21 protein-coding genes and 1 pseudogene are annotated in these 23303 nt (G+C 41.1%); 7 read left to right on the top strand and 15 right to left on the bottom strand.

Translation table 11 applies throughout. The annotated features are described in order from the left end of the window. Positions 1-40: 40 nt before the first annotated feature. Both PSF28_RS10910 and PSF28_RS10905 read right to left on the bottom strand, forming a co-directional pair. Complete coding sequence (locus PSF28_RS10910; RefSeq protein WP_210839107.1) at positions 41-925, bottom strand: dihydrodipicolinate synthase family protein; 885 nt, start codon at positions 923-925, stop codon at positions 41-43. Positions 926-939: 14 nt separating this feature from the next. Further along, the gene (locus PSF28_RS10905) at positions 940-1830 is read right to left on the bottom strand and encodes a LysR family transcriptional regulator (protein WP_272685057.1); all 891 of its coding nucleotides are present in this window, start codon (positions 1828-1830) and stop codon (positions 940-942) included. 252 nt (positions 1831-2082) lie between these two features. On the opposite strand from PSF28_RS10905, the gene PSF28_RS23645 reads away from it, so the two are divergent. Then, entirely contained in the window at positions 2083-2277 is a 195-nt protein-coding gene (locus PSF28_RS23645; protein ID WP_425594635.1) for a hemagglutinin repeat-containing protein, read from the top strand. Positions 2278-2300: 23 nt separating this feature from the next. After that, positions 2301-2582 carry a hypothetical protein gene (locus PSF28_RS10900; protein ID WP_210839102.1) on the top strand — a complete coding sequence of 94 codons (282 nt, stop codon included), beginning with the start codon at positions 2301-2303 and terminating at the stop codon, positions 2580-2582. A gap of 368 nt (positions 2583-2950) precedes the next feature. Here the strand turns inward: PSF28_RS10900 and PSF28_RS10895 are convergent, their stop codons facing one another. The 13 genes and pseudogenes from PSF28_RS10895 to PSF28_RS10835 form a co-directional block, all read right to left on the bottom strand. Then, complete coding sequence (locus tag PSF28_RS10895; RefSeq protein ID WP_272517433.1) at positions 2951-3340, bottom strand: hypothetical protein; 390 nt, start codon at positions 3338-3340, stop codon at positions 2951-2953. Beyond that, complete coding sequence (locus PSF28_RS10890; RefSeq protein WP_272517432.1) at positions 3324-4031, bottom strand: Imm52 family immunity protein; 708 nt, start codon at positions 4029-4031, stop codon at positions 3324-3326. The genes PSF28_RS10895 and PSF28_RS10890 overlap by 17 nt, the downstream gene beginning before the upstream one ends. A 9-nt stretch (positions 4032-4040) precedes the next feature. Further along, positions 4041-4727 carry a Tox-REase-5 domain-containing protein gene (locus PSF28_RS10885; protein ID WP_272517431.1) on the bottom strand — a complete coding sequence of 229 codons (687 nt, stop codon included), beginning with the start codon at positions 4725-4727 and terminating at the stop codon, positions 4041-4043. A 1-nt stretch (position 4728) separates the two neighbouring features. Continuing rightward, positions 4729-5067: a hypothetical protein gene (locus PSF28_RS10880; protein WP_272517430.1), complete on the bottom strand. Its 339-nt coding sequence runs from the start codon at positions 5065-5067 to the stop codon at positions 4729-4731. Then, positions 5057-5557 carry a DUF4123 domain-containing protein gene (locus PSF28_RS10875; RefSeq protein WP_272685056.1) on the bottom strand — a complete coding sequence of 167 codons (501 nt, stop codon included), beginning with the start codon at positions 5555-5557 and terminating at the stop codon, positions 5057-5059. Before PSF28_RS10875 ends, PSF28_RS10880 begins: the two co-directional genes overlap by 11 nt. 5 nt (positions 5558-5562) lie before the next feature. Continuing rightward, on the bottom strand, positions 5563-5961 hold the full coding sequence (locus PSF28_RS10870) for a PAAR domain-containing protein (protein WP_198860966.1): 399 nt from the start codon (positions 5959-5961) through the stop codon (positions 5563-5565). 105 nt (positions 5962-6066) lie between these two features. Continuing rightward, positions 6067-6869, bottom strand: a pseudogene (locus PSF28_RS10865) (DUF932 domain-containing protein). Positions 6870-6929: 60 nt separating this feature from the next. Then, positions 6930-7331 (bottom strand): antirestriction protein, encoded by a 402-nt coding sequence (locus PSF28_RS10860; RefSeq protein WP_272685055.1) that lies wholly within the window; start codon positions 7329-7331, stop codon positions 6930-6932. Positions 7332-7563: 232 nt separating this feature from the next. Beyond that, a complete protein-coding gene (locus PSF28_RS10855) occupies positions 7564-7902 on the bottom strand; it encodes a hypothetical protein (RefSeq protein WP_272685058.1) in 339 nt (112 codons plus the stop codon). An 86-nt stretch (positions 7903-7988) separates the two neighbouring features. Further along, positions 7989-8453 carry a hypothetical protein gene (locus tag PSF28_RS10850; RefSeq protein WP_272685054.1) on the bottom strand — a complete coding sequence of 155 codons (465 nt, stop codon included), beginning with the start codon at positions 8451-8453 and terminating at the stop codon, positions 7989-7991. Positions 8454-8581: 128 nt separating this feature from the next. Next, positions 8582-8737: a hypothetical protein gene (locus tag PSF28_RS10845; RefSeq protein WP_272685053.1), complete on the bottom strand. Its 156-nt coding sequence runs from the start codon at positions 8735-8737 to the stop codon at positions 8582-8584. 210 nt (positions 8738-8947) lie between these two features. Next, on the bottom strand, positions 8948-9835 hold the full coding sequence (locus tag PSF28_RS10840) for a GTPase family protein (protein ID WP_272685052.1): 888 nt from the start codon (positions 9833-9835) through the stop codon (positions 8948-8950). Between the two features lie 131 nt (positions 9836-9966). Next, the gene (locus PSF28_RS10835; RefSeq protein ID WP_272685051.1) at positions 9967-10938 is read right to left on the bottom strand and encodes a hypothetical protein; all 972 of its coding nucleotides are present in this window, start codon (positions 10936-10938) and stop codon (positions 9967-9969) included. A gap of 668 nt (positions 10939-11606) precedes the next feature. Here PSF28_RS10835 and PSF28_RS10830 point away from each other — a divergent pair. The 5 genes from PSF28_RS10830 to PSF28_RS10810 all read left to right on the top strand — a co-directional run bounded on the left by PSF28_RS10830 (position 11607) and on the right by PSF28_RS10810 (position 23296). After that, positions 11607-12182 (top strand): hypothetical protein, encoded by a 576-nt coding sequence (locus tag PSF28_RS10830; RefSeq protein WP_272685050.1) that lies wholly within the window; start codon positions 11607-11609, stop codon positions 12180-12182. Between the two features lie 204 nt (positions 12183-12386). Next, positions 12387-12611, top strand: a complete 225-nt coding sequence (locus tag PSF28_RS10825) for a helix-turn-helix transcriptional regulator (protein ID WP_272685049.1) — start codon at positions 12387-12389, stop codon at positions 12609-12611. Positions 12612-12847: 236 nt separating this feature from the next. Further along, positions 12848-13156 (top strand): DUF7828 domain-containing protein, encoded by a 309-nt coding sequence (locus tag PSF28_RS10820; protein WP_272685048.1) that lies wholly within the window; start codon positions 12848-12850, stop codon positions 13154-13156. Between the two features lie 507 nt (positions 13157-13663). Beyond that, positions 13664-16963, top strand: coding sequence for an STY4851/ECs_5259 family protein (locus PSF28_RS10815; RefSeq protein WP_272685047.1), 3300 nt, complete (start codon positions 13664-13666; stop codon positions 16961-16963). Between the two features lie 12 nt (positions 16964-16975). Next, complete coding sequence (locus PSF28_RS10810; RefSeq protein ID WP_272685046.1) at positions 16976-23296, top strand: DEAD/DEAH box helicase; 6321 nt, start codon at positions 16976-16978, stop codon at positions 23294-23296. Positions 23297-23303 lie beyond the last annotated feature (7 nt).

The raw sequence follows: 23303 nt of genomic DNA, 5'->3' as shown, positions 1-23303 counted from the left end.
AAGCCCACACTAAATGGGCTTCTATTTTTCTTTCCCCTTATTATTCATTTAACTGAGCAATAATTTGCTGTAAATGAGCAATAGCAACATCATTGAGAGGTTCTTGTGGAAGAATCGGGTCACCAACATTAAACCCTTGAATGTTTAAAGATGCTTTAATACATGATGCTAATGCATATTGCGTAAAAGCTTCGTTGATTTGCCACATTTCTTTCTGTTTTGCTAACGCTGTATCCCAATCCCCTCTAGTGGCCAACTCATATAGTTCAACACATTGTTTTGGCAATACACAGGCAGGACCCGCCATCCAGCCCACGCCACCTAATTTAATGACTAATAAAGGAATATGAGCTGAAGCACTAAAAATTTTAACTCGCTCACCGAAGGTGTTGATCATCGTTAATAACCTTCCAGTATTACTCGATGCATCTTTAACATATTCGATATTAGGGATATAGCTTAATTCATTCAAAAGAGAAATTGACAGCACATCCCCTAATAAACCAGGATTGGTATAGACCGTCATCGATTTTTCAGGAAAAGACTCTGCTATTGTCTGGAAATAACTCAATTGAGCTTTGTCACTCAGAGGGTACATTTTTTGGGATATCAGTACCATACCATCCACACCTAACTTGGCATATTGCTCTGCTTGTGAACACGCATCTGATGTTGAGAAACTGGCGACCCCCGCTAATACGGGTACCCGCCCCGCGGCTTGATCAACCGTAATGCGAACGACTTCATTTCGCAATTCTTGTGACAAATATGCGTATTCACCTGTACTCCCTAACGGACTCAACCCGTGAACTCCGCTCGAAATAAGATGTTCAATTAGATGACGAAGGGATGATTCAAGAATAACCCCTTTAGCTTGGTCAACTGGTGAAACAAGATAAGGAAAAATACCGTGAAAATGGGTCATAATCACTCCTAATTTTAGTTGTTATGGGAGATAACGTCTGTTTGTTCATTTTTTAATGAGTTAAAAAGAATTTGGGCGGCTTTAGTTGGGCTTTTTGAGTTGAGGTACAAGTTATATCGAATTGCCGGAAGTGCTGGTAACCCTTCATCTTCACCGAGTATGCGTAAATCCTCCCCAGAAAGTTCAATTGAACGCGCCATAATGCCCAATCCCGCCCTAACTGCAGCACGTGCACCAGATAATGTTGTTGCCATGTACGCAATTCGCCAAGGTATTTGCTGTTGATCGAGGTGATTGATCATCATCTCACGGTAAGTGCTCGGTTCATCTAGCACAACTAATGGCAGTGGCTGCTCTAAATTAAAGGTAAAATGCTTCCCGCAATACCATAGCGAAGGGGAAACACGTAAAACAATTTTAGGGTAACCAACATGTTCCTCGGTTGAAATGGCCAAATCGAGTTCATTATCCTCTAACATTGACATAAGAAATGGGCTACGTTTGACAATAATATCCATGATCAAATTTGGATAAGCCCCTGAAAATCTGGCTAGTAAATCAGGTAATATGGTATTCGCTGTGTCATCTGGCGAACCAATTTTTAATACCCCGTCAATTTCTTCATAAACTAGCGATAAACATGCCTCATCATTAAGCCGCAGAATACGACGGGCATAGCTCAATAGTTGTGTACCAGAATCCGTCAATGCTTTATTTCTGCCTTGCCGCACAAATAATTCCTTGCCAATGAGTGACTCCAACCTTTGCATTTGTTGACTCACCGCTGATTGCGTTCGGCAAACAGATTCTGCAGCGGCGGCAAAAGTTGCACCATCAACAACCGCAATAAAAGTACGAAGTAAATCAAGCTCCAAATTAAAAATAGGGCGTTTAGCAACTGGCATTTTAGTTATCTCTTTTCTTAAGGTATAAGATATCATTAAACAAGAGTGTTTAATTTACATACTAAGAAAAAAGCCTTAAAGAATCTATGTTAGAGCTCAATTGTTTGGCTCTAAATTGTAGCTACTTAATAATAAATTTGGCCACTTGAATATCCGCCATAACACGTTAATCTTGCAGAATTAAGAAAACAAAAAACCGTCGAAGAGCAGCGTAGCAGTAAAGACTTCTTAAGCACTAGCAGTGAACACACTATCCAACACGATGAAACCACTCATGAAAAAGGCAGCTTGCTCAGTGGCGAAAAAGTTACCATTACCACAGGGAATGACCTGACTGTCAAAGGCTCCTCGGTGGTGGCAGAGAATGATGTCACCTTAACCGCCGGCAACAAACTGCATATGGGCGGAGCTGATTGCTCAAAAAGACTTGAACCTCACGGGCGATAGCGTCCAAATCGACCCGGGCTATGATGCCAAACAACAAGAGGTCAGCGTCGGGGCGGCTACAAGGACTGGCAGGTGATAATTTAGCAAGTGCATTGGCAAATGCCTCGTCGCCGTACTTAGCGACATTAATAAAACAGCAAGTAGATGAAGATAATAAAACCGCGAATGCCATGGCATATGCTGCGTTAGGCGCTGTTATTGCTGAGCTAAATAATAAATCCGCTGCTGCGGGTAGATTGTGCCATATTCTTTATCCTCTCACCTCTGAGCAAGCATATACTCTAAATAATTCGGATTACGTGTAGGCAGCTAGTGAAGATAGCCGAGGAGCATAGATAACTATGTGACTCAGATAGCTGAACGAAGCCAACAACCCTGTAATTCGAAGTATGACGAATATACATTCATTATCGAAGCGACGTATATACTCACTCGGAGGTTAATGTGGGTTGAGTTAAGTTGACATGCATTGACTGAAAATGCGGAGAAAGTCTTGCAAGCACTGGATTTTAGATACAAAAAAGACGTCGGTTGACGTCTCTTGATGTTCTTATGGTGCGAAGGCCGGACTCGCCTTTAATAGGCAATGCATTGTTTTTATTTAAAATAAATTTATATGAAATTTTTTGTATACTTAAATGTATACTCAGTGGTTTGGGGTTTGAAAATTGGGCTAATCAACTTTTATTTCATAGATTTTATGGAATTCTTTACCTGCATACATAGTTCCATGAGTGAAGCCCGATATCTTAATTTGGATCGTCCCTTTCTTTAATGGGGTCCCTGATACAGTAATTGTGTGGAAATCTACATCTTTTTGAACTTTACCCAGAGAGTTTCTGTATGAAATCATTGGGCTCCATGACAGTCCAGAATTGCTGGGAATGATATCAAAAGAAATACTTTTTTCACTTATATATCCACCTGAAATATTAATTACCGTGTTATACCCCGCACCCGCCATAGCAGACGGTAGATTATCAGGTGTTACTTTGGGTGTAGGGTTGCCACACCCCATTAACGTTAATACTACCATCAATTCAATTTTAATTATAAATTTCATTATAAAGTGGAAGTAGCCCCAATGCGGTTAGCTGAATTTCGATTTCATTGGCTTTTCTAATATCATCTTTATTTGAACCGTCAAATACATTGTCGGTACTGATAATCAAAGTACCGTTATTTTTTGCATTTTCAATATCGATAAGTTGAGCAGCCATAGGTATTTGCTGCTGAGTTATTTTTTTATTGAGATAAAGCATCCAACCAACGGGCAGCCTATCTGGAAAAACATTTCTTTCATTCAATTGATATTGATTTGTTTGAACAAGCATAACAGCAATATTATCTTTATTGTTTAATATGTTTTGCAAAAAACCCTTTATTTTTGTTGTCAAACCCATTTCATTTTCAACCTTTAAAGAAAAGGTAATTCGAAAATTATCCGTACTTCTGCATATATAATTTTGCGTCCTTATACCAGCATTATCTCCATCCCAAATTGATGTTACAAATATGGGAGGGGTTTTATCTAATTTTTTTATAACTGAGTCGGCCGCTTCTTGAACAATTAAGCCTCCATCAATTATTTTATGCTTTAATGCCTCTTCTTTACTATATCCAGGTAAAAACCAGTTTTCAGAATGCGTTATTTCTTTTATATACTCTGAAAAATATAAGATGTTATCAACCGCATCCTGCGCTGTGTAATTTTTTTTACTCAAATAAATTTCTATAATCAATGAGATAGTCATTATCACTCCTTACGGCGTATGAAATACTTTAAGGTTGGAGAAACCAACGAACTCTCTAGCAAAGTAACCAGCGCTTTTGGGCTGCATGAAATGCCAGTGACAAAATGGAATATTTTGCAATGAGTCCATGACAAATTGGTGTCTGGCTGCCTGAGACATCACACTTGCTATACCTTGAAAACCATTAAAATAAGGTTCACCATCTGAATTAAAAAAACTGTCATATTTACCTTTTGCTTCTAAAAACAGACACTGGGTTTCTCTCCACCCATCAAAATGAACTTCCATGCATTCATATTCATTAATATAGCCATATGTACCATCAACACCTATTGTAGTTGAACAAATTCGCTGCTGATAAATTATTGATTCGAGAGACCACCCGTTAGTTGGCTGTTTATGTGGCCCAACCAATCCAATTGCTGTGCACTTTTTACACCCTTTACTTGCTTCAATTGCAGCGACTCCAATCGATGAACCTGCAACAGCGCCCGTAGCGGAACTTTGCCCACGTCCTCGGCGACCATTTTCATCCTCGATATCAGTTCCACCAATCGCAATGCTTTCATTTCCCCACTCATCATCGCTACTACCTGACGAAGAGGGAAAACCAATTTTTGAGGCTTCTTGTGTCACTGCGGCTAGGCCACCCAGAGTCATTAAACCTGCGCCTGCAACTATTAATGGAATTGGCATGCTAAGTTCTCCATTCAATTAATTTCATGGCTATCCGTAAAAAATCTTGATACTGCTGCTCTGGCACGCGATTTTTTTCCTCAAGCATATTTCTAATTTCTGGCTTTAAATGAAAGTCAGGGCTGCAAGCTTCGTAAAATAAAAATGACCGAATTAACGGTTCTTGAGTGAAACCGAGGGAGAGAACATATTGAAATGCGGATTCTAAGCGCCTATCTAATGTTCCGAGATTCTGTAGTTTATCTAAATGGTGTTTATAAAAATCAGCACTCACTTGAGTCACATAATCACTCTGTTCAATATTTTGAATTTTCTTTAATTGTTCTTCGCTAAACTGCATTTAAGCCACCTCCTTGTAATGCATAAAATCGTCCTTTAAAACGGTAATACCATGCAATAAGCGGCGTGGTTATTTCATGGAATTGTTCGGTTGTTAGAACTTGAGGTAAATTGTGGATTACACGAGGATCATAAAAGCGAAATAAAGTGGTTTTACCATCAGGCAAACTCACATTAAGCCGTTCAGAGAAGTGAGTCGACAATTTCTCAATTGATGAGTCACTGACTAGCCATGATAGTGCCGGAGATTCGGCTTCCAATTGCATTAAATCTGCAAGTAAATCATATCGTTTTGTCACATCAATCAGCCAAGGGCCAGCCCATGCGATTTCCGAATCTGGACGTTGTTTAAAGAGTGGACTTGCGGTTCCATAACGACTCTGAAGTTCTTGATCAAAGTAACGTTCATATTGCAGACCACAGATTAAACAATAATGCTTTTCATCAGGGTGACGTTCAAAATAGCTAAAAATAGGATGAGAATTATGCATTAATATCATCCTTCTCTTACTACTAACATTTGACCTGATTCAGCGGCTTTCATTAAACAACTAATACAGATTTTATTGGTTATGGCTGGCGGGATATCTGAAACAGATCCAGCACTAACAGATCCACTTTCATCGCTATAGCAATCATGAATGGAATTAATAAATCGTGCATGGCAGGGACATGAGCTCATACTTTCAAGCGTACCCGCAACTTTTCTTCCTTCATCCCAAACAGTGTTACAGCCACCGATAATATAAAAACGACCAGAATGCTTGCCACAACTGACCATATCGCCTTCACGAGCACCAGCAACACCATACCATTGCATGGTATTGTCTCCCGTTAATATTTGTCCTCCACAAGTCGTTCTATCACCAACCCGTAAAAAATATCCTATAGCCATAATCTATCCTCATCCATAACTGAGGATAGATTATTTTACACTTAAACCAAACTTACAATACTTAAATCAAATTCATGCTTATTTATGCGACTAAATGCATTATATTCAAGAAAAATGTTCGTGCATCTTTTCTGTCATCACCCACAGCGCTTTATTCAATTTAATATCACCATCAATGCCATTGACCGAACGAGTGCGAGCTCGCTTGCCTTTCGCATTTCTACCTGATAATCCGCCTTTGATTAAATTCTCCTGCAAACGTTGGTATACTGTCCAAAGATCATCTTTCTTATCTTCCCATCGACGAGGCTGCAATACTTGTTCTTCTGTAATAGGCTGATGTTCCTCACCAAAGCGATACGCCAACGCCGCAAGTGCTAAAGCTTGCTGCGCTGGTGGCGGTAACAATAGTGATTGCATCTGTTCACGCTTTTCAGCAACCGTATCAAACGTTTCCAATACCTCATACGCTCCTTCAATCACCTTGCCTACCACATCGCCTTTATGTGGTACACGCACTTCACCAAAGGTATCGCCGCAAACCAAACCATTTTGGCATACAGCTCTAAATAGACCCGGTAACATTTGATAACTGCTTGAACCATCATGACTATTTAAAATAATAATTTCAGGTACTTGTATTCCTGTAATTTGATCATGTCGCCGAAGTCTTAGCATATGCTTGGTATGCTCTCGACGACTCGTATCACGAACACGTGTCTGACAAGCAAAGAACGGGTAGAAGCCTTCCTTTTGAAGACTATCGAGTAAGGTAATAGTTGGGATGTAAGTGTATCGGTCTCTTCTGAAAATACGCTAGGTACAGTACGGAATAATTCTTCGATGTTTAACGGGCGGTCACGACGAATGCTATTCGCCGCACCAAAGCGAGAGGCTAAACGAGTCATAATTAATTTCCTTGAAAATAAAGTAGATAGATAAGACTGAGAGAATAAATTAAGGGAGAGTTAATCGATAAGATGGAAAATAGCTGAACTTTCAGGATGTTGAATAGCGTAATCACGAAGCTGATAGAAACGCTCAACGAGTAGCTCACTTTCAGTTCTAAATGACCACATGCTATACAGCATCAAACAGACGGCCACACCAGCCGCTTCAGGGCTGAGTTTCGCTTCATTACCATTATGCATATTGAACAGTGTTAATTTTTCGGGCCCTAAATCAGGATAAATAAACGCACCGCCATTGGGTAAGGTGCTGTACTCCCAATAGCCGCCAGTGTACTCATCACAGAATTGCCCCATGATAGTGAATATCACCACTTCAAACGTGGCGAAGCCTTTGACTGTACCAAAGTGGGCTTGCCAGAAATTTGGCCTAGCAGAAAGTGGAACAACATTAACTTGCATAAGTGTGTCAGGTTTTGAGGCTGAATAAGGGGATGATATGTGATATCTCCATGTAATAATTGAATAATAAATAGGCTAGGGAGTAAAAATAAGAATAAAATTGCGTTTGGTAAATGACGTGAAGCAATGCGTTTTTACATTAGATGTAAGAGGGGGAGGCCATTGATAAACAAAATAAGGTAGCCTGCTATGTTGAGCAGGCCATAAAAGATTAAGTTAAAAATAAGAATGATTATTTGAAATTAAATGTCCATGCACCTTGGTTAGTATCAACTACCACTTCAATCACATTGCACGGCGTTCCCCCGCGTTTACCAGTAAAAATACGCTCATACGTACTCCCAAATGACAGCCTTACAGGCTTCCAAGGGCGGTCCTCTGCATCCTTACAATTTCCTCGATTCACATTTATCTTTTTGATTACCACGCTATCGACACGCGAAGTGACATAGATTTTACTGTAAGACCGACCTGCGGTGCTGGGGCCTGCGCTCACTTGGATGGGGATATTATCCGCTAAACTTGAAAACGAACTCAGACCAAACAAAATAGCTAAAATGGCTTTTTTCATTACTTTCACTCTTATGATGTATTGATTATTTTTTTGCCAAGAACACGGTAAATAGTGATACTTTTTAGGCAACATGATGATGTGGGCTAGAATACAAATTTAGGCACACAACCCTTCTCTTCAAAGTGGGGAATGACGGCGGCTGCACCGTTGAGTGTAAACGTGGTCGATGTGACACCTTCGCCGGATACGGTGACTTGCTTCTCGCTGCGTAGCATATTCCAAGCCCACTGCACAAATTGCGCACCAATATGGGTTTCACTTTCGCTCACATTAGCAGCGTCTTCACCATCAAATTTCATCTCAAGATATTGGTCTGCATCCATACGCACTTGTTGGCCATTCACATCCGTAAATACCATCGTTACGGGTTGCTTGCCTTCATCATCACAGGTCAGATAGAGCTGGGATTGACCCTGCCCTAAAATAATAAACTCGGAGAGGCCTTGAGTTTTATGACTTGTCCAAGTGTGTTGGTTACCAAAAGCCTGAGTTAATATCGGGGTTAATGCTGAAATCAACAGCGCTGAAATAATGCATTTTGTTTTCATGATATTTTCCAATTAGAAGCCAGCCATATCACCGAGTGTGGTAATAATAAATAACAGGCAAGCCATAAAGATGATGAGTGTGATATACCAACGAGTAATTTTGCCAAGTAGACGTAACAGTGTTCTCATTAACGAAACTTCCCTATTAGCCAATACAGTAATGCAGCAAGTAGGGGGTCAATGATTATCCCAAGAAAGAACCAGCCCCAAAATGAACGACCGTTGCTTGATGCAATAATCCCCAATAATAGCGCCAGTCCAACCCACAGTAGCAGTAATGGCATGTGTGTTACCTCCTTAAGTGCGTGACAAACCCTGCGATTTATCGCATTGATTTTTATAAGTAAATATAAATTACAAATCTCTCTGAGAGAGTCTATAGTCTTAAACAGGCGGTGGATAATGAATAAAACCGATCGGTTCGATCGACAAATTCGATCATGACAACGTAAAATAATTTATCGATAGCTTCGTATTTCAGGAATGTAATTGAATTAATTGAAGAAAAATGACCAAACAGAACGAGCGGCACTCGCGATATGATGTGTAGTCGCTTGTAGCGCTCGACGAGCCACCTGCGGTAATGGGGCTAAATCAATCACTCGGTCAATAATCTCGACGACGGCATCGCCAAAAGCGCGACGAGCTTGAGAAATTACGTGAGATGTTTGGTAGGGGCTTTGCAAATGTGGCACTAACGGGCTGCGAGCTTGCTTTGGGAGATGAGTAATAATGCCCTCCACTAACTGGGATAAATGGTAACGACCTTTAATCGATATCGGGATAACGTCATCAAGGGCGATGCGCATTTGGCTTGCGACTAATTGATGCTTCAACACGATATGGGATAACTGCTGCTTTGAGGGTTGAGAGGATGCTCGATGCCATTCTTCAGTGGGCTCAACTTTATCCACCTGATTTAAAACCCAAACTATGGCGGGCAGAGCTCCGTTATACTCACTAAATACCGTTTGATAAAACTGCTCTTCAATGGAGAAAGCACGGTCATCGGCTTTCAGTACCCAAAGCACCATATCGAGCTTAGGTATCCACTCACGATAGAGCTCATGATACTCCTCATCACGCTGTTGGCTTTCTCCGACACCGGGCAAATCAACCAGTGTGAGCGTATACCGACCAAAGCGTAACTGAACACGCTGCGGTTGGCGGGTACAAGCCTCTACCGCACTGACATCACAAACCTGACTGCGGAACAGCGCATTGCACAATGAGCTTTTACCTACACCCGTTTTTCCCATAATGCCAATCACGGGTTCATAGATGACTAATTGATTAAGTTCCTTTAATAAGGCTTGTCGTAGTGAGCGGGGATAGCGTCGGAGGTGACGGCGAATAAGGGCATAGCCTGATAATTTTTTCATATTAACCTCAAAATAAATCCGCCATCACAATGGATGGCGGGTGGTTTATTGAGCTCTCAAGGATGAGATATCACTAAAATGATATATATCTGAAAAAATTTTAAATTAGCCATTGAGTATGAATAGAAAGACTACTCTTTTTTATCGTACTCACGCTCTATCAACGCATTGACGACTTCCTTTTTTGACATCAAATTAAAGCGCTTTTTAAGCGCTTCTAACTTAGAAATATTTTCCTTTTTAATATCAAAATGCACATCAACATACCCTTCTTTATTTTTTCTATTTTTCCAAGAAGAAAGCCCACTTGCCATTTTCATTTTTAAGTTTTCAGCAGCAAAAATACCGTTTCTTGATGACAAAAATAAATAGTCAAAAAAAGCGACTAAAATAGATTTTCTGCTAAGATTGTATCTTTCACCTAAGCGAAGAAAAAAATTAGCGTCTTTGTCATTTATAACAACATCTATAATACTGATACCTAAACGTTCCAAGTAATTATAACAATAATCTATTTCATCCGAGTTATTCATACTCAAAAGCCAGTTAGAAACTGGATTCCGTTCTGAACCTAACCAAATTTGATGGCATGCTTTTAATTTTTTCTCATTATCGCCTCGACCACCTCGGGGAGAACGTGAATTAGTAAACTTATCAAACCAAGCAATAATAGAATAGTAAAGAGAGCCAGATTGAAGATTAAGTATATTGTTTTTTTCTATTGCTGATAAGTCTTGAGAATTACCTCTATTATTTAACATTACAAATAATAACCAAAAACATGCTCGCTCATCATTTCTCAACCATTCAAATTCACTTTCCCTAATACTGTTCTCGTGATATTCCTTTAGCATTCGTTCCGTAAAATCATTTATATCACCTTCTTGACGTATAACTTTACTTATTGCATTTTCTAATTGTTTTATTACATCTTTAATATTATTGTAATTTAAATCTGAAATATAACCTCGCCACTTCCTATTTTTCTGTAAATAATGAATATAATAAATCAACTCTCTTTTGTTACTATTCAATAAATCATCATGATCAGAAATCATCTTCTTATTGGATTTATTTGAATGACGATTTTGGGGATAATTCATAACCACACCTTACAAATCACGCCGTGATAAGGTCAAAATATTACCATCTAAACTTCATGATTTATACCTGTTTTTTACATCAATATTCCATGCTTTATTCATGACGATTTTAATGGGTGTTAGCTAAGAATCAGGCATTTTTCCACCCTAAAATGCTTCTTATGGAACAGTATAGCTCTAATGAAGAGCTTCTTTATGGTCAACGAGCACTTGGTTAAAGTGAGAGAACATTCAAAACACTCAAATCCTAGGTGAGTTATTCAATACTTTTCCTACCAATTTTCTGGTTAAAATATTTCATTAAGGTTAATTAGTATTATTTAATAAAGAAGATAATTTGTTAATCGGCCGAGAGACTGGACTATCGATTTTATCAAGTATCCATTTCTATCATTACTATGAATAACACTGTCATGATAATAACCCTTTGATGCAAACACTCCGAAAGTGACTATGTGTCTTTCGCAACTGAGGAATTAAGGTTATTTCATGAAAAATAAAAAACCATCAACCATTCTACCACTACGTTCAATTGAACTACGTAGTGATAATAACATTTAATTGACATCAACCTTCCATCATTATCATCATGAAGATTTTTATTTTTATTCAAAATTTAAAGTATTGCGTTATCTCATGAGAAACATTATTCACTAAGGATAACCATTATGAAAAACGTAATTAAATTTAATCACAGACCTGACTATTCATTGCAACGTAAATTATTTAATCATCAAGATGATTTATTTGAGTGTTATTCAAAACTCATGATGTTGCGTATCGATTTTGCTTATCGTAAAGAAAGTGAATCATTTGAATATGCCGATATTCATCAAATCACTTCGGAGATGACATTGTTAATCGAACAGGTAAAAGATATTTCTGGCATCGTGGGATTTGCATGGGTATTAGAATATGGAGAACAACATCGTTTGCATATTCATGCAGCATTTTACATTAATGGTCAACGTCACCAATACATATGGCCGTTTTGGGAGGATATTCGAGACCAGTGGGAAGCGATGACCCATGGTGAAGGCTATGCGCATCGCTGTGAGCCCAAATCTCACTATCGCGTTCGTGGTGAGCGGACTATTAGCCACGCTGACGATAAAGGCCGCCATGGTATGAAGCACATATTGAGCTATCTAGGAAAAGAGAATCAGCGCACAGAACGCCGTGTTTATCAGGTCAGTGATATTCCAGAGGCAAAACAACGAGGACGTAGACGAAGTGTAAGATAACATTGAGAACAAATTAACATCGTAATTCAGTACCCCATTGTTCAATGGGGACTGTTTTATGTATGGATACAGGTCAGTAAACCTGACACCACTATTCATGCTGAGTCAAAAATAACGTCAGCCAGTTATTGTTTGAAGGATTCCCGCCACACCTATTATCTCTTTTCGAATCCTTCTCCTTTTTAATTATCGGAGAAACAAACAATGACTATTCAAACAACTGACACCCCATTACTGAACGACCAATTCATTGACATGAAATTTATCACTAAACTAACAGGATTAACGGATAAGTGGTTTTATAAGCTGATCCAAGACGGTGAGTTTCCTAAGCCTATCAAATTAGGACGTAGCTCACGTTGGCTGAAAAGTGAAGTCGAAAATTGGCTACAGGCTCGTATTACTGAATCCAGAGGACCTATATCCTAAGACACTACCGCTACTAACAGTAAACTATCTACATCCTCCAGTTAATGTCCCCCATGACTCACCCACAATCCCTATACCATACCTGATGCGATTGAGCGAGTTTTAGGCACCGTATGTCCTAGGCGCACAGCCTGTCTACTCGGTGGCGTTCTAATTTTCAATATGGGTTACCGAATCAGTTCTGAGCTTTGGGTACTCAGAACGTTTAGTTTGAATTTTACAGAAGGATTACACCCATGCTTAAATCATATGAAGTCCAAATGATGTTGGCCCTGACTCAAAATAATCGCTTCGCCGGTGCCACCCAAGAACAAAATTATTCACGAGAAAACTATTACGATTCTCACTGCGGTGAGTCTGTCACACTGCACAAGACACCGGCGGAGTCATGGTTTACCCATTCAGAGCCCCAGACGGCAGAACATTGTTCACTGGTCATCAGTAAGCTCAAGAACTTAGAAGATAAGGCACGGCTGAGCACACACATTCGTGTCAGTTTCACCAATTCTAAAGGTCACGGATTGGTTTCATGTGCAATGTCGTGAATACTTTACAAACAATCAAAAATGTTGCCCAAAATGTTATGAGGGGATTTAGTGTATTCCTACGAGGAATGTTACAGATGAACATAAACCCAAAGTAACAGATTAATCTTCCATAAGGAATAAATTCTGAATTAATGTATGGTCAAAATTCAAAAAAATTTTCCCAAATTAATAGCAAATCTTTTAACAAACATAAGATTTCATGATTTCTATAGGCTCGCAATAATGGCAATAAATTACTGAAGACTCTAATTCACCAATAAACAAATCGGTTCCTCCTTGCCCTATTTTTTCAACATGAGCTGATATTAATTTTCGTTCCTCTCCAGAGAACACAAATATGTTGTAATGAATAACCACGAAAATAGTGTTCTATCCTTGATAATCCACAAAATATGATTTACTCCATCGCATCAGTTGCTTGTTATGTTAATCTAATAATGTTTAATATTTATTAAGTATTATATTTAAACCTTATACTAAATTCTAATTAACGAGAGGTTTGTTGTGAGTAAATCAGAATACATTTATCTAATTAAGTGTACTTCTTGGCTAACTAAATTTCTGACCCACCGAGGATTGAAAATAACAGATAGCCGACCGTTATTTGAATACCATGCAACCAGTGAGGAGTATGAAGAATTAAAGCGGTTACTCTGCGGTGTTGGGCTGCCTGAAGGATTTAAAAACGATAAAAGTTATGCAGCATGCTTTACATTATTTTGCGCAGAATGGTATCGAAGGGAATACGAACGAATTCATGGCTGGAGTTGGGAGCCTATCTATAAAGCTCTTGGTTTATCTCTATCCCCTTCGGAACTGAGTCATATTGTACCAAAAGGCCTTGAAGACTACTGGGGACGCCCTGTTCGTTTCTATGATTCAGAACGGCGTAACTTTTTAGGATCTCTATTTAGTGAAGGGGGCCTACCCTTCAAGCTCTTGAACGAATCCGGTAGCCATTTCCACTCTGTTTTTTCTCAAATTCTTAATCATTACGACCAATCTCATTCATCAGGATATTCAGCTTTATCTTTAGTGCAAGTAGTTGTCGATAAATCACAGCTTCCAGCTGCTTTCAAAGAAGACACCTCAGTTGAACTTATTAGTTGTATGGCTGAGCAGCTTATCTCTCTTGTTCAAACTTACGAACTCAGCAATCACTCAGAGCCCGTCAAAGAACTTGACCGTGTTCATCCTAAATGGCGGGATAGTTTCCCAATGCCTCTTGATGATGAAACTGGCACCAGTTTCCTTAATGGCCTTTTGTGCACCGCCACTGTTGAAACTAAACCTCGATTACAAAAAAATAAAACAACTATCTGTAATTTCTTTTGGTCAGAACAACATCCTGATGAGATTCATGCACATATTTTCCTTCCTAATGAATTAATGTTTGCTATTTCAAGTGAGCCATCAACGACTCGTTTTGAACTCGCTGTTTATGAAGGTGATGAAGAAGTAACCAGTCTGGGGCCTGCATATGCAAGCCTAGAGAAAATGCAGGCAACTGTGAGGCTTCGCAAAAGCGAGATTCGTTTTGTCAGACAGCAACCAACTGCCAGCTTATCATTAGTGGCTCGAGCCGGAGGCATCATTGTCGGCAAGATCAAGTTGGATGGAGGAGAAATTGCAGTTGGAGATATTCCTTTAACATTTGTTCGTGACGAAAGTGGCTGGTTATTACAAGGTCAGGCTTCCTGTAGCGTACGTAGCAATGACGTGCTCATCATTCTTCCTGTGGAAGGTCATCTATCTTCAAATCATGATGATAGTTCTTCTTATACTCAAGCACTGGGATGTCCTGCCTTATCTATAAAAGGGCGTCAGGACGTCATTTTCGAAGGTGATGAAACGTATCGAATTCAAACCGGTCGGGAACAGGCTAAACATACCTATTTAGCTTTACAGGGTAATCAGTTCACCTGGCCATGTAGACCCTATGAAACATTTGTTGGTATACCCAAAGTCATTCACAAATTTGCCGTAACACAGAGTATTCGTTATGAACGTTTCCTAAGTGGCAAAAATATTGACGGATGCGATTTACATGAAACGATGGGGGCGCATTATATTTCGATTCGAAATGAAAATAATGAAACGCTATTACGCCGAAAGATAGGGATTTTACCTTCAGATATTCAACTAGAAATTAAAAGCAGAGAACAGCCAAACGAGGGTGTAATAATTATTTCTACCCAACACTCTTGTTGGTACAGATTAAAAGATAAAGAGCTCGAAGTTGGACGCAAAAAATCAGTAAATAAAACGGAAATAATGATTAAAGCAGAGGGGGTTCCACCAACCTCTTTAGTATTACAGGTGACGCCTAATCTTGCTGGTAATCCCATTGAAATTATTCTACCTTTCCCGACTAAGGGCTGCCTAGTTCTAGATGTTAATGGCCAACTCCTACCTAAAAATATAACTATTAATGACCTGTTGGGAACCAGAGCATTCCTCTTTGGACGCAATGGCGAACCAGCAAGATTCCGCCTTGAACTGCGCTTAATGTCCAGAGCGAGACAGCAAGCGTTGCATGAGTGGCGTTATACCGCAGGCGAACGTCCAGTTGAACTCAATTTGTATAGTCTAAGAGAACATATTGAGAACTTACTATCTCTGGAAACTGGTATTGACCAAGTTGTGGAAATGCGTATAGATGGCTCTGGAAGTATACATACCTGGCAAATTCGCCGATATAAATACAGCCTTAACTACGATTATGAAAGACAGATTCTTTCTAGCAACTCAATGACTACTCGTTCAGGACAGATTCCATCACCAGCCATCATGCTGCTAAGTGAGCCTGAAAGAAAACCCATTTTTCTCACTTCACTAATGAGCGAAGGTGTACCTGTTGGTGAATTTGAGCTCAGTTCGGTAATACAGAGGAATGGGCCTTGGTTGGCAGTTCCAGTAAAAGGTGAAGAAACCGCATTTCGACCATGTTTTATTCGCGGCGCCCCCCCCTTACAAACTGAAGTTAACACCATCCAATCTATGCAAAAAGCGACACAACTTTTTGACCCTCGTTCAGACGTGAATACAATCGCCTTGGTTCTCGACCAAATGGCTAGTAGCCCAGCGCATTCAGGCTGGCAGTTCCTACGAAGTTTATATGAACAGTACGGATATTTACCTCTTGCTACCTTCGAAATATGGAGAGCACTTGTTCAACATCCGCAAGCGTTAGCAATGTCATTGTTTAAATTTGAAATGTCTATTGAATATCTCAACCGCATTGAAAATGAATTTCCTATTTTCTGGGAATTTTTACCCATTCTTGAGATTAAAGGCGCAGCAGAAAGATTTCAGGCCTTCCTAGCCCATAAAGGGGCACCGGAAGAAATGCAGAAAAAATTGCTGAATAAAATGTATCAACAATTAGGGACTATTTTTCCTACCTATGCCAATGAAGTGAAGGAGTGGTTAAGTTTAGGTAAACAACCACATTCAATACCTCATGAGATGATGAGAGAAATTGTTCAGGGTTGGTATCAGGATCTTCTGCGTGAGCATAGTGAATCACGTTGGCCTGAATATGGTGGTTCTCGTCTTTACAACTGGATCCTGTCGCAAACAGACTCTGCAATTGATGTCTCTCCCGATACGAAATACCGCTATTCTGTTGCCTGGTTACCCGTATTTTCTGCAGCTGTCGCTAGTGGCAAAACAACATTTGAAAGTGTTTTTGGCAATGAACCAAGTACCGTTTTTTTCTTAAGACAAGTCAGAGATTTTGATTCGCGTTGGTTTAACGCCATTTTTCAATACAGCTTATTGCGTAATATTGCCGAAAAATAAAAAGGGACAAGAATGACTACACGCTATTTTTCTTCACTCATTGAACAATCACTCGCTCGCTCAACAGAAGCGACACTTAGCATCATGGGAGTTACAAATCCTCAACTCCGGGCGCATCTTGCCCTGCAGATGGGGGCTGATTGTGGCACAGCAGGTTCTTTCCTTACATCTCCAGTATTTGAGCAAACATTTGGTTGGGAAGAATCAAATTACACAATGAGAATGCTAGCTACAGAGAAATTATTGCTGAGCAAAGAGGTAGTTGACTCTCTGGATAGTGAAAAAAATGGGAGATATCGTTTTGGCGCTAATTGGAAACCTTTTACTCATCAGTTAGCTAGCTGGAAAGCGTTACTTGAGAAAAAGCATTCAGTTGTTGTTACCAGTGGGACAGGCTCTGGTAAAACAGAATGCTTTATGGTGCCAGTTTTAGAGGATCTTTATCGTGAGTTGCGCGATAGCAGCAATCAACCGCTAGTAGGGGTAAGAGCGCTATTCCTCTATCCACTGAATGCTTTGATTAATTCGCAACGTGAACGTCTAGATGCATGGACCAGTGGATTTGGTTCAGGGATTCGATACTGCCTATATAACGGTAACACAGAAGAATTGCATGCCTCGGTAAAAAGCGAACAGGCAAACAAGCCTAATGAAGTTTTATCACGTGAAAAAATGCGCGAAGAGCCAGCACCAATACTAGTAACAAATGGTACCATGCTGGAATACATGATGGTTCGTCAGGTTGATGCTCCAATAATTCAGCAATCGAAAGCAGAAAAATCATTGCGTTGGATAGTTTTGGATGAAGCGCATACTTATGTAGGGTCTCAAGCCGCCGAGCTTGCCCTACAACTTCGTCGTGTAATGACTGCGTTCGGTGTCACGCCTGATGATGTTCGTTTTGTTGCAACGTCAGCCACCATTGCAGGAAGCGATTCAGAAAAGCAGTTAAAAAAATTCTTATCAGAGCTGTCAGGAATACCACAAGAACGTATAGATGTTTTGGGAGGTAATCGCGTTATTCCTGAACTTGATGCATGCAAAAATTATCCAGTCACACTGGATGAGCTTGAGCAAATACCAGACTCCGATAGCGAAGGAATTAGCCTTGAGCGTTATAGTGCATTAACACATTCCCCAGAAGCCCGCTATATACGCGAGATGCTAGTTAGCCAACCTCGCCCAGTGAAACTGGATGTAATGACAAAACGCTTAAATGAGCTAACAAAGAATCATTACACGCAACAAGAAATTTTACGCTGGATCGACCTCTGTACGGGCACAAGCCCTAACGGGCAAGAGCCTGCTTTTCTCAAAGTAAGAGCACATATTTTTCAACGTAATACCCAGGGTATATGGGCCTGTGCAGATAAACATTGTTCAGCAAAACATAACACTGCACTGGAAGAAAACTGGCCTTTTGGCTACGTGTATGTGAACCAACGACAAAGCTGCCAGTGTGGTAGCCCTGTTTTTGAGCTTGCGTTCTGTAATGAGTGTAACGAACCACATCTGTTGGCGAAGGATAAAAAAGGTCAGCTTGTACAGTGGGATAATAAAGGTGGCGATGAATTCTCACTTCATGATGATTTCCCAGATGACTTTGAAACATCGGGAGAGAAAGTTCAAAAAGAACATGTATTTCAGGCTCCGCAAATTATTGCGCCGGAATGCAATACTGAGGCCGGATATATAATTCAGCGGCTCGATCGTAATACCCGGAGCATTGGCGTTGTTCACAAAGACAGTCTTCCTTTAGCAATGAACGAAAATGAACAAATTTGTAGCGCCAGCAATTGTGGCTATAAAGGAGGGAAAGGTCAGTCCCCCTTTAGACGCGCTTTGCTAGGAGGTCCTTTTTATGTCACGAATATTGTGCCAACCGTGTTGGAATACTGCCAGGATTTTGCCAACGATGAAGGTAAAGAGGGGGTTGGTCCACTATCATTGCCCGGAAGAGGGCGACGACTGATTACCTTTACCGATAGCCGCCAAGGAACGGCAAGGATGGCAGTAAGAATGCAGCAAGAAGCGGAACGTAGTCGTTTACGCGGTAGTGTAGTGGAGATACTTTCCTGGCATCAGAGAAAACAGGCTGTAAATACTCCTAACGATCAGGCTGATGTAACAAAACTGGAAGAGATGGCAACACAGGCCAGAGATGAAGCAAAAAAACTTCGTGACTGGGGTATGCCTGAAGAGGCAATTCACGCTGAAGAAAGAGCGGAACGCCTGGAACAGGCTATAAAAAAAGCAACAGGCGGAATAGTTAATACCATTTTAACTTCGCTGACCTGGCAGGAGATGATTAATGAGCTTAAAGATAAGGCGGATATCAAAGGCTCTATTCTGCAGTACAACCACTATCTTAAACCTGAAATTTTTACTGAAAATAGTGGACCGCTGAAGCTTTCAGAGATGCTTCTATTTCGTGAGTTTATGCGCCGTCCAAAACGAAGCAACAGCCTTGAAACACAAGGGCTGGTGCAGATTAGTTATCAAGGGTTGGAAAAGCTACATACCCCCCCTATTCACTGGCATGAACAGGGGCTAACTCTGGATGATTGGCGTGATTTTCTGAAAGTCGCACTGGATTTTTATGTCAGAGAAAACAACTTCATCCAATTGGATTTAGAACTGAAGAACTGGATTGGCAGCCGTTTCTCTGCAAAATTTGTACGCAACCCTGAATCAAAAGATCCTGACGATAACCAAGTCAAGCGTTGGCCTCAAATCCGTCACGGCAATACCACCCATCGTTTAGTTAAGTTGCTAATACTTGGGGCAAAATTCAGCACTGTAAATACGATTACTATCGATATAGTTAACGCATGGTTGAAAGAAGCTTGGCTCCAATTAACCGGCCCTTTGGCTGTGTTAAAACCTGATGGTAACCGTTTTTACTTGCCGAAAGAACATCTGACATTCTCCTTGATTCAAAAGGCGAGTATTTGCCCTGTTACCAATAAATTTTTGGATACTACTTTCAAAGGACTAACTCCTTACCTACCTAGACATATCCAATTTGAACACCTAAATAATACACAATATAGTGCCTATATGGCACAGGAAGTGACACTACCTGAAGTCTGGAAACACGACCATTCACAGCTGGATTATGCAGAAGGGTTAGCACAAGTCCGGGAATGGGTAGCGCAAGATCCACTTGTGGATCATTTACGTTCGCAAAACCTCTGGACGGATATTAACGACCGTGTGGTAGAGGGCGGCTTTTACTACCGTACTGCTGAGCATTCAGCACAGCAATCAGCTGATCGTCTACAAAGTTACGAAAAGATGTTTAAAAACGGTCAACTTAACGTCCTTAACTGTTCCACTACCATGGAAATGGGTGTAGATATTGGCGGTATTTCCGCAGTAGTGATGAATAACGTCCCCCCTCATCCGGCAAACTATTTACAGCGTGCGGGACGAGCCGGACGTAGTAAAGAATCCCGTGCAATCTCCTACACCCTGTGTAAAGGGAACCCACACGACCAACAGGTTTTCGCCAATCCACTTTGGCCGTTTGAAACAGTGATCCCCGCACCGATGGTGGCAATGAACTCAGAACGTTTAGTACAACGCCATGTTAATTCACTACTACTATCAGAATATTTATGCCATGTAGTGGGAGAAACTGAGAAAGAAAAAACCAATCTAAATAGCGAGTGGTTCTTTGGTGAAGAGTTTGGGCAGTCTGTATGTAACAGCTTTAAGATTTGGCTTGAACGCCCTACCCTTAAAATTGATGATGCGCTTGAGCGTCTAGTAAACGGCACCGCGCTACATGGTGCTCGAGCTGAATTATTGCGAGAAAAAACTTTCCATGCAATTACAGTATTACAAAAGCGTTGGCTAGAAATTTACCACGATCTAGAAAAACAGAAAAAGGACTCTCAGCCAAATACTCCATATCGTAAGCGCTTAGAGCTGGAGAAAAAACGACATTGTGATGAATACCTGTTGCGCGACCTGGCAGCACGAACCTTCCTACCAGGCTATGGTTTCCCGACGGATGTCGTGAACTTTGATAACTTCACTATGGAAGACTATATCCGCGAGAAAACGCATAAAATCCGTAACAAGAGTGACCGTGAAGATAACGTTTCACGTTATAAAGGACTACCTTCACGCAACTTGTCTGTTGCCATTCGTGAATATGCGCCAGGAGCGGAAATCATTCTAGATGGAAGAGTATTCCGTTCTGCTGGTGTATCACTACACTGGCACAATATCAATGCAGATACTAACGAAGCCCAACGGTTGGACCGCGCCTGGCGGTGCCACAAATGCGGTACGTTAGGCTATGAAGAAGGTATTGGTAGCTCTGTAGAATTATTTTGTACCAATGGAGACTGTGGTGAGCGAATTACTCGTGACAACACACGTCAAGTGCTGCAACCCGCCGGGTTTGTCACAGATGCTTATGATTCAGTAACGAACAACATTGAAACGATGAAGTATATCCCAGTAGTTCCGGCCTGGGTATTTGTTAAGGCAGAGCGTTTGCCGCTACCAAACCCAGAGATGGGTTTTATGGCTTCAGGCGCTAACGGGCATGTATTCCAGCAGAGTATGGGCGAAGGTGGACATGGTTATGCACTGTGCCTAAGCTGCGGTCGTGCTGAATCGATGATAAGCGAAAAAGACATACCAAAATCAATGGAAGCCCATTACCCGCCGCGCCCAGGAAAAGCCGATCGCGACAGCCAGAATCAGAGAGTTATTTGCCCTGGTTCTACCGCATTAAATACAAAAGTCACGTTAGGGGCATTAGCTCGTACTGATGTATTTGAACTGATTTTACGTCGCCCACAGGAAGGTGAGTATATCCCAGATGGCTCAGAGGAAGGACGTATTGTTGCTATGACACTGGCTGTTGCATTACGTCGAGCACTCGCAGGTGTATTGGGTATTTCTGCTTCGGAGTTAGGCTATGCGGTGCGTCCTGTCAGGTTAGAGAACGAGGAATCAGTACTGGCCGTTCAGCTTTACGATGTCATTAGCGGCGGTGCTGGATTCGCTTCCAGTGCACCATTACATATCGAAGCGATACTGCAGGGAATGGTAAAGCAGCTAGGGTGCACCCACTGCGATACCGCCTGTAGCGATTGTTTACTCGATTCGCAAACGCGTCACGATTATGACCTTTTAGATCGCAAAGCCGCACTGGCTTGGCTGGGAAATGACTTCGGCCACTATATTGGTTTGCCAGACGAGGAGAAGTTCTCACTACCCGATGCGCAGTATTGCCCTGGTACCATCGAAGATGCAGTACGCCGTGCAATTAACGAAGGTGCCGATAAACTTACGCTGTGGATGAACGGGCCACTCAACGAGTGGGATTTATATGCTCGCCAGTTCCGCTCGGCAATTCTGAACTACCGGCTAAAAGACAATGTCGCGGTTGAGATTGTCCTTCCCGATGACGTTGATGATCCGGAAGTGTTGCACGAACTGGCGCAGTTTGCAGCTATTGGGGTGAGGTTGTGCCATGCCGAACAGGAAGAGTCATTCCCCATTGTGGCGCAGATCGCTTTCACCGATCGAGTCATAACACTGGCATCACGCAGTCAGCAAGCAACGGTACCAGGTCCACACTGGCATCAAAATGGTGAACTGGTGGTTCGCAGCCAATACTATAAACCTGCCGAACTGCGTGAGTTTATACTGCCAGAACTTACAGCAAACTTCAGCGACTTAGTAAAAGACCTTCAAATTCATAAAGAGCTGAATAGCCCGTTTTCACAGTTTGGCCAACGTTTCTGGGATGTGCTTTCTAACAGCCATGAAAAAGCACAAAACCTGATGAAGACAAACCGAATTACACATATTCATTATACCGATCGCTATCTGCAAAACCCGGTTGCGCTGGCGCTGCTGAGCTCATTACTTAAGCCGTTGAAAACATTAATGACCAAAGATGCAAAAGTAGCGATTGATACCTTATTCAAAAACAAAGATCGCACAGGAAATCGACCGTTCCACGACTGGATGAGTGAAGCTGATTTTCAGAATTTTGCTGATCAGTGGTTTGCTGCATCAATGGGTAAGGCGACCGATATAACGGTGTTCAACTACTCGCGAGATATTCCACATCATCGTAAATTGGTGGTGAATTTTGACAATGGCCAGGTTCTAAAAATCCGCTTTGATCAGGGAATGGGCTACTGGCGTATCGACTTCCCATATGCCTGGCACAGATTTGATTTCAATGATGATGTTGCTTCTCAGCTCCATAAAATGGCGAAAGCTTGTATGGAAGGAAAGGTGGTTAACGGAGAGGAAAACTGGTCAACGGATGTGGTAGTTGAAGTGATAGAACCTTAAGAGATTA

This window comes from Providencia sp. PROV130 (assembly GCF_028482225.1).
Lineage (GTDB): Bacteria > Pseudomonadota > Gammaproteobacteria > Enterobacterales > Enterobacteriaceae > Providencia > Providencia rettgeri.
Note: the sequence above shows the minus strand (reverse complement) of the source record. Positions and strands in the feature narration are given on the sequence as shown.